General features: G+C 67.4%; 11 protein-coding genes. 7 read left to right on the top strand and 4 right to left on the bottom strand.

The window, feature by feature from the left end; genetic code table 11:
- Positions 1-36: 36 nt before the first annotated feature.
- Complete coding sequence (locus DBO33_RS18550) at positions 37-729, bottom strand: HAD family hydrolase (RefSeq protein ID WP_107656175.1); 693 nt, start codon at positions 727-729, stop codon at positions 37-39.
- A complete protein-coding gene (locus tag DBO33_RS18545) occupies positions 726-2,282 on the bottom strand; it encodes a mannitol dehydrogenase family protein (RefSeq protein ID WP_107656174.1) in 1,557 nt (518 codons plus the stop codon). The genes DBO33_RS18550 and DBO33_RS18545 overlap by 4 nt, the downstream gene beginning before the upstream one ends.
- 595 nt (positions 2,283-2,877) lie before the next feature.
- On the opposite strand from DBO33_RS18545, the gene DBO33_RS18540 reads away from it, so the two are divergent.
- The 6 genes from DBO33_RS18540 to DBO33_RS18515 all read left to right on the top strand — a co-directional run bounded on the left by DBO33_RS18540 (position 2,878) and on the right by DBO33_RS18515 (position 10,223).
- Positions 2,878-3,927, top strand: a complete 1,050-nt coding sequence (locus DBO33_RS18540) for a Gfo/Idh/MocA family protein (RefSeq protein WP_107656173.1) — start codon at positions 2,878-2,880, stop codon at positions 3,925-3,927.
- A gap of 125 nt (positions 3,928-4,052) precedes the next feature.
- Positions 4,053-4,946: a bile acid:sodium symporter family protein gene (locus DBO33_RS18535; protein WP_107660377.1), complete on the top strand. Its 894-nt coding sequence runs from the start codon at positions 4,053-4,055 to the stop codon at positions 4,944-4,946.
- 107 nt (positions 4,947-5,053) lie between these two features.
- Positions 5,054-6,997 (top strand): serine/threonine protein kinase, encoded by a 1,944-nt coding sequence (locus DBO33_RS18530; RefSeq protein WP_107656172.1) that lies wholly within the window; start codon positions 5,054-5,056, stop codon positions 6,995-6,997.
- A gap of 46 nt (positions 6,998-7,043) precedes the next feature.
- Positions 7,044-8,591, top strand: a complete 1,548-nt coding sequence (locus DBO33_RS18525) for an AMP-binding protein (RefSeq protein ID WP_107656171.1) — start codon at positions 7,044-7,046, stop codon at positions 8,589-8,591.
- A 38-nt stretch (positions 8,592-8,629) separates the two neighbouring features.
- Positions 8,630-9,418, top strand: coding sequence for a M50 family metallopeptidase (locus DBO33_RS18520; protein WP_107656170.1), 789 nt, complete (start codon positions 8,630-8,632; stop codon positions 9,416-9,418).
- Between the two features lie 202 nt (positions 9,419-9,620).
- A complete protein-coding gene (locus DBO33_RS18515; protein ID WP_107656169.1) occupies positions 9,621-10,223 on the top strand; it encodes a type 1 glutamine amidotransferase domain-containing protein in 603 nt (200 codons plus the stop codon).
- Positions 10,224-10,334: 111 nt separating this feature from the next.
- Here DBO33_RS18515 and DBO33_RS18510 read toward each other — a convergent pair whose 3' ends face one another.
- Positions 10,335-10,841: a gluconokinase gene (locus tag DBO33_RS18510; RefSeq protein ID WP_407670519.1), complete on the bottom strand. Its 507-nt coding sequence runs from the start codon at positions 10,839-10,841 to the stop codon at positions 10,335-10,337.
- A gap of 323 nt (positions 10,842-11,164) precedes the next feature.
- A complete protein-coding gene (locus DBO33_RS18505; RefSeq protein ID WP_107656168.1) occupies positions 11,165-12,052 on the bottom strand; it encodes a dihydrodipicolinate synthase family protein in 888 nt (295 codons plus the stop codon).
- An 81-nt stretch (positions 12,053-12,133) separates the two neighbouring features.
- Here DBO33_RS18505 and DBO33_RS18500 point away from each other — a divergent pair, with 81 nt between their 5' ends.
- Positions 12,134-13,054, top strand: coding sequence for an LLM class F420-dependent oxidoreductase (locus DBO33_RS18500; protein WP_107660375.1), 921 nt, complete (start codon positions 12,134-12,136; stop codon positions 13,052-13,054).
- Positions 13,055-13,066 lie beyond the last annotated feature (12 nt).

Raw genomic sequence — 13,066 nt, 5'->3', positions numbered from 1 at the left:
CGCCGACAGATTCGAGTTAGCTCGGAACAGTCTCGCTTATGCGGTCGACGCGGTCGAGGCCGCATTGGCGACCGCGAGGTATTCGATGACCTGATGCAGATCCGGGTACAGCCGGTGCGCGAGCCTGCGGGACTCGTCGGTCGGCTGCACGAGATCGGGAACGAGGATGCAGCGCAGGCCCGCGGCGCAGGCGGCGCGTAGGCCGTTGGTCGAATCCTCCAGCGCTAGTGTGGTTTCCACCTCGCCGCCGAGCGCGGCCATCGCCTTGAGATACGGCTCGGGGTCGGGCTTGCCCTTGGTCACGTCCTGCCGGGTCACGACCACGTCGAACCGGTCCGCGATGCCGGCCAGTTGCAGGTGGTGGTCGGCGCGCTCCCGCGACGACGACGTCGCGATCGCCTTCGGCACGCCTTGCGCGTCGAGTGCGTCGAGCAGCGCGACCGCTCCGGGCTTGGTGGTCAGCCTGCCGCCGTCGACGAGCTGGCGTAGGTGCACCTCGTGCAGGTCGAAGTACTCTTCCAGCGGGAATCCCCGGCCGTATGCGGCCGCGGCGAGCGTGCGGCAGCGGTCGGCAGGCACGCCGATCATGCTGCGACAGAACTCCGGTGCCATCTCGTAGCCGAGCTCGGCGCCGGCGCTGACCAGCGACTCCATCGCCAGGCTCTCCGAGTCGATGAGCAACCCGTCCATATCGAAAACTACTGCGCGAACAGGGCTTTCGGTGTTCACCCGTTGCTCCCTTCCGACTGCGGCGCCAACCGGCGCCGGACCGCGGCCGTGACACCGTCGCGGGTCATTTCGGCCAGGGCGTCACCGACCTGCCGTTGCACGTTCTCCAGCTCCGGTAGCGTGCCGAAAATATCGGTGCGCTGCAAGAACGCCTGCGCACAGCGATGCGGGTCGGCGTCGACCAGCACCGCGAGCGAATCTTCCCTCGGGTCGATCAGCTCCATCACCGCGCCGGGGGCACGGCTCGCAGTGAACCACCGTATCCACGCGGCGATCAGCAAGGTCGCGCCGGGGGTCGGCCTGCCTGCGGCGATGTTGTCGCGTAGGGCGTCGACGACCCGGGGCATCATCTTGTCCGAGCCGTTGCGGCCGATGCGCGTCATGTCCTGGGCGATGGCCGGATTGCGGAAGCGGCGCATCAAATCGTCTACGGTCCTGCGCAATTCGGGGGTCGACAGGGCCAGCGTCGGCCCCTGCTCGTCCAGCATGAACTGGCAGGCCAGTGCCGCGAGCGCCGGATCGGCCGTCGCGTCGGCGATGGTGCGGTGGCCCGCGACGCCGCCGAGGTAGGCGAGCAGCATGTGCGTGCCGTTGAGCAGCCGCAGCTTGGCGAGCTCGTAATCCTTGACGTTGGCGACGAATTGGGCGCCGCCGAGTTCCCACTGCGGGCGCTCGCCGTCGAAATCCTCGATGGTCCAGGTCATGAACGGCTCGGCCGAGACCGGCGCGAGGTCCTCGATGCCGCCGAGCCAGTTGCGGGCGACCGCGGCGTCGGTGGGCGCGGTCGGCTGCACGATGCGGTCCACCACGCTGTTCGGGAACTGCACGTGCCTGGCGATCCACTCGGCGAGGTGATCGTCGCGCAGCAGGGCGAAATCGATGACGGCACGGCGCAGGGTGCTGCCGTTCGCGCACAGGTTGTCGCAGCTGATGATCACCGGCGGGGTGCTGCCCCGTCGGCGGACCAGCTCGAGACCCTGCGCGAGCATGCCGATCGGGGTGATCGGCCTGGTCGGGAACCGGACGTCGTGGCGGACGCCGGGGCAGTCCACCTCCAACCGGCCGGTGACCGGCGATACGCAGTAACCGCTCGCGGTGACGGTGAGGGTCACGATCTTGACGCGTGGATCGGCGATGCGCTGCGGCACGCCGATCAGGTCGGTCGGGGCGTGCACGGCCTCGGTGATCGAGCCGACCACCTCCACCCGCGCCGCGCCGTCTTCGTGCAGCAGCGTGGTGTACAGGTGGTCCTGCGCCCGCAGCGCGTCGACGACCGTCGGGCGGTTGATGGCGACGGCGGTGATGCCCCAGCGTGGATCGCCGGTCTCGTTCATCGCGTGCTGGGTTGCCAGGGCCTGGTGCGCGCGGTGGAAGGAGCCGCAGCCGAGGTGCAGGATCCCGGCGGTCAGGCTGCGCGGGGCGAAGCCGGGCCTGGCGACCGAGACGGGCAGGCGGGTGAGCATGTCGGTGGACAGGCGTGGCACCACCTTGCCCGGGATCCGGGACGTCAATTCTGTCCGAGTTTTCTTCGCCGTAATCAGCGGCACACGCATGTGCGGCCTCCGTTGGTTCTACAGAAGGGGCGATATAGAACGCCTTATCAGCATTGACTAAGCGACATTTCAAACGTAGGTGAGGTTGGCCAGTATTTCGACAGCAAACCCGAGATCGAGCAACTGAAGGCACGTTGCAGCAGGTCACTGGGTGTATTGCAAATATTCCGTAAAGCTCCACCTCAGAGCCCATGAATTGGCGGTAACTAGCGGGAATACGCATCGGTGAAATGCACGTTCGTGACCTCTGTCACGCAGAGTTATTTCCGTTTTGCCCGTTAGGAAACGCTTTAAGATTGCTCACAGATTTGCTGGGTAATTGCCGATAATTCCGGGGAGAATACGGCGTAAAACCAGCCGCTACGGGCCGGTGCGGTCACGGAATGCACTGCGGCAGACCTATTTCCGAATGGAAGCATCTGTACTCCCGTCGGCCCGAAGGGTCGCAAGGCGGGCGAGGTCGTAAGCAAGACTAAGGTTGCTTCACAGTTGCCGACGGGCAGTGGTGAGGGAGCACTCGGCGCCCATCTCGGTCGCCCGCCGCTCGCTCGGGGCGTGACCCGGATTCCTGGGACGATCCGCTAGCGTCGAGGACATGACGCTCCAGGTCGCTGTTCTCGGGTACGGGTTGGCCGGGTCGGTTTTCCATGCGCCGCTGATCGCGGCCGATCCGCGGCTGCGGGTGGCGGTGGTGGTCACCTCGTCGGCCGAGCGGAAGGCGCAGGCCGAGCGGGAACATCCCGGCGTGCGGGTAGTCGCTACCGCCGACGAACTGTTCGCGGATCCCGTTGGAATAGATCTCGTGGTCATTGCTACCCCCAACCGCACGCATGCTCCGCTGGCCAGGCAGGCGTTGGCGGCGGGTCTGCCGGTCGTGGTGGACAAGCCGTTCGCGGTGTCGGTCGCCGAGGCCGAGGACTTGGTCAACCGAGCCGAGCAAGCCGGGCTGGCGCTGACTGTCTTTCAGAATCGTCGCTGGGACGGCGACTTCTTGACCATGCGCGCCCTGACCGAGGCGGGGCGGCTCGGGCAGGTGCGGCGGTTCGAGTCGCGCTTCGAACGCTGGCGGCCGGTGCCGAAGGGCGGCTGGCGGGAGATGGGCGGCGCCGCCGACGGCGCGGGGCTGCTCTTCGATCTCGGCAGTCATCTGATCGATCAGGCGCTGACGCTGTTCGGTCCGGTGGCAACGGTGTACTGCGAGCTGGATCAGCGGCGTGCGGGTGTGCAGACCGATGACGACGCTTTCCTCGCGTTGACGCACACCTCGGGCGTTCGGTCGCACCTCTGGATGAGTGCTGTTGCGCCGCAACTGGGTCCGCGTTTCCGGGTGCTCGGTTCCCAGGCGGGTTATGTCAGCTACGGTTTGGATCCGCAGGAAAGCGCGTTGCGCGCCGGTCGCCGCCCGGACGACGGCAAGCCTTGGGGCACAGTCGAATCCGAGCACTGGGGTGTCTTCGGTGCCGAATCCGCCGTAGAGCCGGTCCCCACCATCGCGGGCGACTACCCGGCCTTCTACGCAGCACTGGCTACCGCACTGCTCGATGGCGGGCCCGTTCCGGTCGACCCGCGCGACGCCGTGGCCACACTGCGCGTGCTGGAATCCGCGCGCCGATCGGCCGCCGACGGCGCGGTCGTCACCGCGTAAATCAGCGGCGACCCTAATGCTCTGCCCTCAGTATTTGGACTGGCGACGCGCGCCATGGATCGATAACGTCGTCACTCGGTGTCGGCTGCGTGTGGGCCGGCCGCTCGGCTGAGGAGGAGATCCGCATGGGTTCAACGATTTTCGCGGTGTTCCTGCCGCTGGCCCTGGCCTTGGTGATGTTCGGGCTCGGCTTGACCTTGGCCGTGGACGATTTCGCCAGGGTGCTGCGCTATCCGAAAGCCGCGGTGATCGCGCTGCTCTGTCAGATGGTGCTGCTGCCCGCGGTCTGCCTCGGGCTGATCTATCTGTTCCGCCTCGAAGGGGCGCTCGCCGTGGGCATGCTGTTGCTGGCCGCGTCGCCGGGCGGGCCGTCGGCCAACCTGTTCAGCCACATCGCGGGCGGCAATGTGGCACTGAACATCACGCTCACCGCGATCAATTCGGTGCTGGCGGTGTTCACCATGCCGTTGATCGTCGCGTTCGCGTTCAGCCGGTTCATGGACGGTGACGGGTCGTTCGGGCTGCGGCCGGACAAGTTCGCGCAGGTGTTCGCGATCGTGCTGGTGCCGGTGGCGATCGGCATGTGGGTGCACCGCCGGTTCACCACGTGGGCCGAGCGGATGCGCGGAAACGTCAAGATCCTCTCGATCGTGGTGCTCGCGCTGGTCGTGCTCGCCGCCGTGGCGAAGAACTTCAGCACGCTCACCGAGAACATCGGCAAGCTTGCTTCGCTGAGTCTGTTGTTCGCCGTGATCAGCCTGGCGGTGGGGTATTTCGTGCCGCGGGTGTTCGGGATCGATGCTGATCAGGCGATCGCCTCGGCCATGGAGATCGGTATTCACAACGGTGCGATCGCCATCGCCATCGCGAGTTCGGTGCTGCACAACGGTGCGATGGCGGTGCCGGGCGCGGTGTACGGCGTGCTCATGAACATCCCCGCGGCGATCGCGGCTTTCCTGCTGGCCAGGTATGTGCGGCACGATCGTTCGGCGCCGATGTCCAGCGCAACGGCCACGTAGGCGCGACACGGCGACGCAGGCCTGGTGAATCGGTCAACTGCACCAGACAGCGTGGCAAGCGGTAGGTAACCTTTCGATGTTCGACATTCGAAGGGAGCCGCATCGCGATGCGACCGCTCGGCGCAGACGATCCGACCCGGATCGGCGACTACCGGCTACTCGGCGTGCTCGGTGCGGGCGGCATGGGCCGGGTGTATCTGGGACGAAATTCCGGTGGGCGAACCGTCGCGGTGAAGGTGATCCGGCCGGACCTGGTCGGCGACAACGAGTTCCGGGTGCGCTTCCGCCGCGAGGTGACCGCGGCGCGACGGGTCGGCGGGCGGTTCACCGCGCAGGTGCTCGATGCCGATGTCGATGCGAACCCACCATGGCTGGCGACGGGTTACGTGGCGGGGTTCTCGCTGACCGAGGCGGTCGAGGAGTACGGGCCGTTCACCGAAAGCTCGCTGCTGGTGCTCGCGCACGGACTGGCCGAGGCTTTGGTCGCCGTGCATGCGGCGGGGCTGGTGCACCGCGACCTCAAACCGTCCAACGTGCTGCTCGCCCTCGACGGGCCCAAGGTGATCGACTTCGGCATCGCGCGAGCGATCGAGGACAGTCAGCTCACCACCACCGGAAAGGTCATCGGCTCACCGGGATTCATGTGTCCGGAACAGGTGACCGGTAGTCCGGTCGGCCCGGCGAGCGATGTGTTCGCGCTCGGCGGGGTGCTGGTGTTTGCGGCCACCGGGCGCGGACCGTTCGGGGTCGGCGAGATGGTGCAGATGCTGTGGCGGGTGGTGTATGAGGAGCCCGAGCTCGACGGGGTGCCGGATCGACTGCGGCCGCTGATCCGGGCCTGCCTCACCAAGGACCCGGCCGCGCGCCCGACCCCCGAGCGGATCATCGCCGACCTGCAGGCCCTCGGTATCCCCGGCCGCGGCGGTTGGTTGCCCGGTCCGGCGCTGGAGGAGGTCAGCAGGCGCGCAGTGGAATTGCTCGATCTGGACTCCGGGCCGTTCGATGTGCCTGAGTCGCTGAGCAAGACGGACGTGGATTCGGCGCGCGCCGCTGACACGGTGGCCCAGGCGTTTCTGGATCCGAATGTGCGGGCCGCCACCAGTCTTCCCGGGTTCGGGCAGGCGGAACTCGCACCGCGGTCGTGGGGGCAGGATGCAGGCGAGCCGCCGGGTGCGGCGCGTCCGCCGGAACAGCCGGGTGCACCGCAACAAAGGGCGCAGCCGCCAGGGCACACTGCGAACCCATCAGGGCAGGCGGCGCACTCGCCGGGGCAGAACGCGCACCCGCCAGGCCAAACCACGCACTCGCCCGGGCGGCCAACGCACCCGCCAGGACAAACCGCGCGCCCGTCCGGGCAGACAACGCACCTGTCAGGGCAGACCGCGCACTCGCCAGGGCAGGCAACACACCTGTCGGGACCCAGCGCGCAGTCGCACGGACACACGACCTTCACCGCCGGACAGTCGGCATACCCGTCCGGCCAGACGTATTCCCGTAGCCCACAAGATGTCTCGACTACTCCGCCGGACTCGCAGCACCCCGCAGCCCGCCGCGCACCACGCCCGAAGCGTCGCGCCGCACTGATCGCCGCCGCGCTCGCCCTGTGCCTCACAGTCGCAATCGCCGCCTTCGTGATCACCAAACAGATCGCCCGCGGTCCCGGCGGTTCCGCCACCCAATACACCGACTCCCCCGGCACTCCCGCCGCCGACGTCCCGGACGCGTTCATCGGCGAATGGAAGGGCGTCGTGGAGGACAAACTCGGTAGCTACGACATCGTCCTGACGCTCAACGAGGGAGCGCTCGGCACGGAGATCGGCAGTTCGGCCAACACCGGAAATGTCATCGGGCTGAAATGCGGACGAGCAGAAACACTCACGGATGCGTCGTCGGACACACTCACGCTGACCGCCCGGCTCACCGAGGACGGCGGCGGCTGCAACGACGAAGGGGCGACCACCACCGTCCGGCTACAGTCCGACGGCACGTTGTCGTACACCACCCACGGAGTACTCGGCGACATGACGGGAACCCTCACCAAAACCTCGTGACCCGCTTGTGCTACGAGGTTGCTGACGGAGTGGCAGACTGCGAATCATGGATGATGCTTCATCGACCCCGACCATCACCTGTGCGGGACGCGTTCGGTCCCAGGCCGAGGCGCACCAGCGCGCGGGGCGGCTGGCGGCCGCGCTCGCGGAGGCGGGAGTGCAGCCCGGAAACCGCGTGGCGATCATGGTCCGCAACGACATCGAGTTCCTCGAGGTGTCCCTGGCCGTCGCGGCGTGCGGCGCGAACGCGGTGCCGATCAATACGCGCTGGCAGGTGCCCGAGGTCGCGCACGTGCTCGGCGACAGCAATGCCTGCCTGGTGGTCGCGCACACCGAGTTCGTCGATATCGTGGAACGGGCTGTGCCGCAGGGCGATACGACCATTCTAGAGATCGCCATGCCACGCGAACTACTCGCCGAGGCCGGCCTGGACGTGGCGCTGGCCGAGCCGACCGGCAGGCATCCGACCCTGGAACAGTGGATCGACAGTCACCCCGAGCCGCTGGGCCGCATCGAGGGCGCGCGCGACGACTCCACCGGACTGATCTATACCTCCGGCACCACCGGGCGTCCCAAAGGTGTACTGCGCGAACGGATGACACCGCACCAGTGGTTGACGATTGCGGGCAGCGCGGCCAAACGGCTCGGACTCACGCCGCGCGGGCAAGCGGTGATCCCGGGGCCGCTGTATCACGCCAGCCCGAACGGGATCGCGACGCTGGCGATGCGGGTGGGCACCAACCTCACCATCATGACGCGCTGGGATGCCGAGCAGTTCCTGCGACTGGTCGACGAGCGCCGCATCAATCAGGCCAAGGTGGTGCCGACCATGCTGTCCCGGCTGCTGTCGCTGCCCGAGGACGTGCGCAGTCGTTACGACGTGTCCAGCCTGACCCACATCATTCACTCATCGGCACCGTGTCCGCCCGCGGTGAAGCGGGCTGCGATCGACTGGTTCGGGGATGCGCTGATCGAGTACTACGGCTGTGCCGAAGCGGGCACGATCACCTGGATCTCCGCCCAAGAGTGGCTGGCACATCCGGGTAGCGTCGGCCGTCCGGCGGATGGTGCGGCGGTGGTGGTCGTCGATGAGTCGGGCGAGCCGCTGCCCGCGGGCGAGACCGGTCAGGTGTTCGTACGCGGCGCCGATTACTGGCCGCGGTTCCGCTATCTCCATGACACCGATGAGTCGGCGAGCCCAGTGCCGGGTTTCCTCGGTGTCGGCGACCGCGGTTACCTGGACGACGACGGGTTCCTCTATCTCACCGGGCGGTCCAGTGAGCTGATCATCTCCGGCGGGGTGAACATCTATCCCGCCGAGATCGAGAACGCGATCATGGCGCTGGACGGTGTCGAGGATGTCGCGGTGTTCGGTATCCCGCACGCCGGCGATCTCGGCGAAGCCGTTGCCGCGCAAGTTGTTCCGCGTCCCGGCGCGGAGCTCACCGAGGAAGGTATCCGCGCGGCGCTGGTCGGGCAGCTCGCCTCGTACAAGGTGCCGAAGGCGCTGCGGATCGTGGCCGAACTCCCCCGCGACGATGCCGGAAAGATCTACAAGCGCCAACTCCAGGCCGAGATGTCCGCCGCCGGTTGAGGCGCGCCCGGCGCGGCGGTAACCGTTAGAGTGCGGCGGTGGACAGAGCCGAATGGGGCGAACGTGGCACCTCCATCGTCGACCGCCTGACGACAACCCAGACCCAGCCGCCGTGGTGGTTGGTGGCAGGCGCCGCAGTGGTGGCGCTCGTACTGGTCGGGTACAGCCCGCTGTGGCGGTTCACCCGCAATATCGTGACCATCGCGCATGAGGGCGGGCACGCGCTGGTCGCGCTGCTCACCGGGCGCAGGCTCAACAGCATCCGATTGCATTCGGACCCTTCGGGTCTCACCGTGTCGAGCGGAAACCCCTACGGGCTCGGCATGATTCTCACGACGATGGCGGGCTATCCCGCGCCGCCGCTACTCGGGCTGGGATTCGCCGCGCTGCTCGGCGCGAGCCGGATCACGCTGATGCTCTGGACCGCCATCGCGCTGCTGGCCGGGGTGTTGATCATGACGCGCAATGTCTACGGCATGCTGACCGTGTTCGCGGTCGGTGCGACGGTGTTCGCCGTGTCCTGGTTCGGCACCGACACGCTGCAGGCGGGTTTTGCCTACCTCGGCGCCTGGTTCTTGTTGCTCGCGGGCGCACGGCCGGTGATCGAACTGCAGCGCGGACGCTCCCGGCAGTTGCGCAGCCGCTACCAGCAGGACGTCGCCTCCGACGCCGACCAGCTCGCCCGCCTCACCCACCTGCCCGGGTTGTTGTGGGTCGGGCTGTTCGGGGTGGTCGCGGTGGGCTCGCTGCTCGTCGGCGCGGGGCTGCTGATCTCGGATATCTCCGGGGTCTGCCTGGCGAGTTTGTCGGGCGGAACCTGCACGTGATCGCGATCGCGACCCGTCCGCGGTGCCCGACCTGCGCTCGAGCCTGCGGTTCGCGGTGCCTGACCTGCGCTCAGCCTGCGGTCCGCGTCGCAGCACCGAGGCGGCCTTCGCGGTGCTTTCCCGACTCGGTGGCCGTCAGCGGGTTTAGCTTTCCGTTTTCGCGGCACGCCTACTCCTGGGACGAATGAAAGGAGTAGTCGGCATGTCGGACGAACTGAATGGGACGCGCGTACTGATCATCACGTCGAACACGGGTGTAGAGCGCGATGAGCTGCTGGTACCGCAGCGCGAGCTGAAGGAAAAAGGTGCCACCGTCGTGCATGCCGCGCCCAAGAACGAGCAGGTGCAGACGTTCGAGCACGACACCGAGAAGGACGTCACCGTGCAGCCGGATTCGGCGTTCGATGAGATCGAGGTCGAGGACTACGACGTGCTGGTGGTGCCCGGTGGCACGGTCAACGCCGACAAGTTGCGTGCGGAAGATCGGGCGGTCGAGCTGGCCAAGGGGTTCGCCGCGGCGGGTAAGCCGATTGCCGCGATCTGCCATGGGCCATGGTTGCTCGTCGAGGCTGAGCTCACGCCCGACAAGACGATGACGTCGTACTTTTCGCTGCGCACGGATGTGAACAACGCCGGCGGGCGGTGGGTCGATCAACCGGTGGTGCGTTCCGCTGAGAACGGCTGGGCGCTGATCACCTCGCGCAATCCCGATGATCTCGCCGACTTCTGCGGGGCGATTGCCGAAGAGTTGACGGCGAAGTGTAGATCAGGTGGCGCTCGGGTAGTCGGCCGCGCGCTCGGGTAGTCGGCCGCGTCGTCACGCGCGTCCGGCTGCCGCGCGTCGTCACGCGCTTCTAACTGCTGCGTCCTCACGCGCGTCCGGCTCCCGCGTCCTCACGCGCGTCCGACTGCCACGTCACCCGTGCAACGCTGCCGCCGTCTCCCGTGCCAGCTCCGCCGGATCTTCGGTCGCGTCGACAGCCGTGCCGCGCTCGTCGTCGGACAGTGGCTCGAGCGCGGCGAGCTGCGAGTCGAGCAGGCTCGACGGCATGAAATGTCCGGTGCGGCCGGTCATTCGGTGCGCGAGCTCTTCGCGAGGCGCGGTGAGATGCAAGAAGAACGCGGTGGGTGCCGCGGCGCGCAGTCGGTCACGGTAGGCGCGTTTGAGTGCTGAGCAGGTGATGACGCCGCCGCGCTCGCCGCGTTCGGCCATCCATGCGGCAACCGCGTCCAGCCAGGGCCACCGGTCGTCGTCATCCAACGGGATTCCGGCCGCCATCTTCGCGATGTTTGCCTCGGGATGGAAGTCGTCGCCCTCGGCGTATTCGACGCCGAGTTCGGCGGCTACCGCGCGGCCGACCGTCGACTTGCCGGACCCCGACACCCCCATCACCACGACGACAGGCAGGTCTCGTTCCGGCACATCGGCTCCTTTGCTTTTCGCGCACCGAGTGACGATGGTGCGGCGTGTCCGATCCGACAGTAGCGCGGGCGCAACCCGGCCTGGTCGGGCGCGTCGGCGCTATGACGGTTCAGCCGCACATGCCGGCACTATGACCGGTCCAACCACGCATACCGACACCACGAGCTAGTCCGACCAAGCGTGCCAGCACCACAACAGTCCGGCCGGGGCCCGTCGGCACTACAACCAGTCCGGCCGGGGTGCGTGTCTGAACTACGGCAACCCAGTCCGAAGGGTACGAGGGCGCTAGACACAGCCCGGCTCGTTCGAGATTCAGCGCGGCGTCATCGCGTTGCCGCAGCGATGAGTTCCGCGATCGATCGGCGGGTATCGTCGTCCACCGGCAGCAATGGCGGCCTCGGGTCGCCGGCATCGATGCCGAGCGAACGCAGTCCCGCTTTGACGGTTCTCGGTAGTCCGCCACGGGTCAATGCGTTGAGCAGCGGTTCCATCTGGTCGAAACGCTCTGTCGCCAAATCGGTTTCGCCAGTTTTCAGAAGCCGCCACACCTCGGCGATCGGTTGAGGCACCAAACATGCTGCGGCCGTGCACCATCCCACCGCTCCGGCGTCGAATGCTTGCAGCGCGAGCCGATTACTGCCGTTGAAGAACGGCACGCTCATCCCACCGAGTTCCGCGATCCGGCGCATCCGCGCGATATCACCGCTGGATTCTTTGATCATCGTGATGTTGTCCACGGCCGCAACGAGATCCACCAGAAACTCCGGCGACATGTCTATGCCGCTGGTGCCGGGATTGTTGTATGCCATGACCGGCAGCGCTACCGCATCGGCAACCGCGGTGAAGTGCCTGCGCAGCTCGTTCTCGGTCAACCGCCAATACGCCACCGGCAACATCATCAGTGCTGTGGCGCCCAGCCGTTCGGCGAGCCTCGCACGGGCAATCGTTCCTGCCGTGGTCAACTCCGAGACCCCGACCACGGTCGGCACCCGCCCGTCGACCTGCTCCACACAGATCGAGGCCACCGTCGCCCACTCCTGATCGTCGAGGTACGCGCTCTCCCCCGTACTCCCCAGCGGCGCAACAGCATCCACTCCTGCGTCGACCAGCCGATCCACCAGCGCGCGCAGCACCGCCTCATCGACCTTGCCGCTGTCAGCACTGAACGGCGTCACCGGATACGCCACAATCCCCGAAACAGAATCGCTCATCGACACTCTCCAATCCGCACCCCATCATCGCGGCACCCCCGGCCGTACCGGATGGAAACGTCCTCGGGCACCATGGTGATCATGGACTTGCGCATCTTCACCGAGCCGCAGCAGGGTGCGAGCTACGACACGTTGCTGACCGTGGCCAAAGCCACCGAGGACCTGGGATTCGACGCGTTCTTCCGGTCCGACCACTACGCCGCGATGGGTGGCGCGGATGGCCTGCCCGGCCCCACCGATGCCTGGATCACCCTCGCCGGGCTGGCCAGGGAGACCAAACGGATCCGATTGGGCACGCTGGTGACCGCCGCGACCTTCCGGCTGCCCGGACCGCTGGCGATCCAGGTCGCCCAGGTGGACCAGATGTCGGGCGGGCGGGTGGAGCTCGGGCTCGGCAGCGGCTGGTTCGCCGAGGAGCACGCCGCCTACGGAATCCCTTTTCCCGCAGACAAATTCGCGCGGTTCGAGGAGCAGCTCGCGATCATTACCGGCTTGTGGTCGACGAAGCCGGGTGACAAGTTCGACTTCGACGGCGAGCACTACCAGCTGACCAACTCCCCCGCGCTGCCGAAGCCGGTGCAGGATCCCGTGCCGGTGCTGATCGGCGGGCACGGCGCCACCCGCACGCCGCGGCTGGCCGCGCAGTACGCGACCGAGTTCAACATGCCGTTCTCCTCGATCGAGGACAGCGCCGCCCAGTTCGGGCGGGTTCGCGCCGCGGCTGAGGCGCGGGGACGCCGGGCCGACGACCTGGTCTACTCGAATGCGCTGGTCGCCTGTGTGGGCGCCAACGATGCCGAGGTGGCGCGGCGGGCCGCGGCGATCGGCCGCGAGGTGGACGAGCTGAAGACCAACGGGCTGGCCGGTTCGCCCGCCGAGGTGGTCGACAAGATCGGCCGGTACGCCGAGATCGGTGCACAGCGCATCTACCTGCAGATTCTGGACCTCGCCGACCTCGACCACCTCGAGTTGATCGCCGAACAGGTGCAAGCGCAGCTCTGACCGCAGCGAGAT

Source organism: Nocardia suismassiliense, assembly GCF_900269665.1.
Classification (GTDB): domain Bacteria; phylum Actinomycetota; class Actinomycetes; order Mycobacteriales; family Mycobacteriaceae; genus Nocardia; species Nocardia suismassiliense.
This window is presented reverse-complemented; position numbering and strand designations above follow the sequence as displayed.

Excerpts from the sequence above, each read along its gene's own strand:
- DBO33_RS18535 (WP_107660377.1), top strand. The coding sequence starts at position 4,053 with ATGGGTTCAACGATTTTCGCGGTGTTCCTGCCGCTGGCCCTGGCCTTG.
- DBO33_RS18505 (WP_107656168.1), bottom strand. The coding sequence starts at position 12,052 with ATGAGCGATTCTGTTTCGGGGATTGTGGCGTATCCGGTGACGCCGTTC.
- DBO33_RS18500 (WP_107660375.1), top strand. The coding sequence starts at position 12,134 with ATGGACTTGCGCATCTTCACCGAGCCGCAGCAGGGTGCGAGCTACGAC.
- DBO33_RS18530 (WP_107656172.1), top strand. The coding sequence starts at position 5,054 with ATGCGACCGCTCGGCGCAGACGATCCGACCCGGATCGGCGACTACCGG.
- DBO33_RS18515 (WP_107656169.1), top strand. The coding sequence starts at position 9,621 with ATGTCGGACGAACTGAATGGGACGCGCGTACTGATCATCACGTCGAAC.
- DBO33_RS18545 (WP_107656174.1), bottom strand. The coding sequence starts at position 2,282 with ATGCGTGTGCCGCTGATTACGGCGAAGAAAACTCGGACAGAATTGACG.
- DBO33_RS18540 (WP_107656173.1), top strand. The coding sequence starts at position 2,878 with ATGACGCTCCAGGTCGCTGTTCTCGGGTACGGGTTGGCCGGGTCGGTT.
- DBO33_RS18525 (WP_107656171.1), top strand. The coding sequence starts at position 7,044 with ATGGATGATGCTTCATCGACCCCGACCATCACCTGTGCGGGACGCGTT.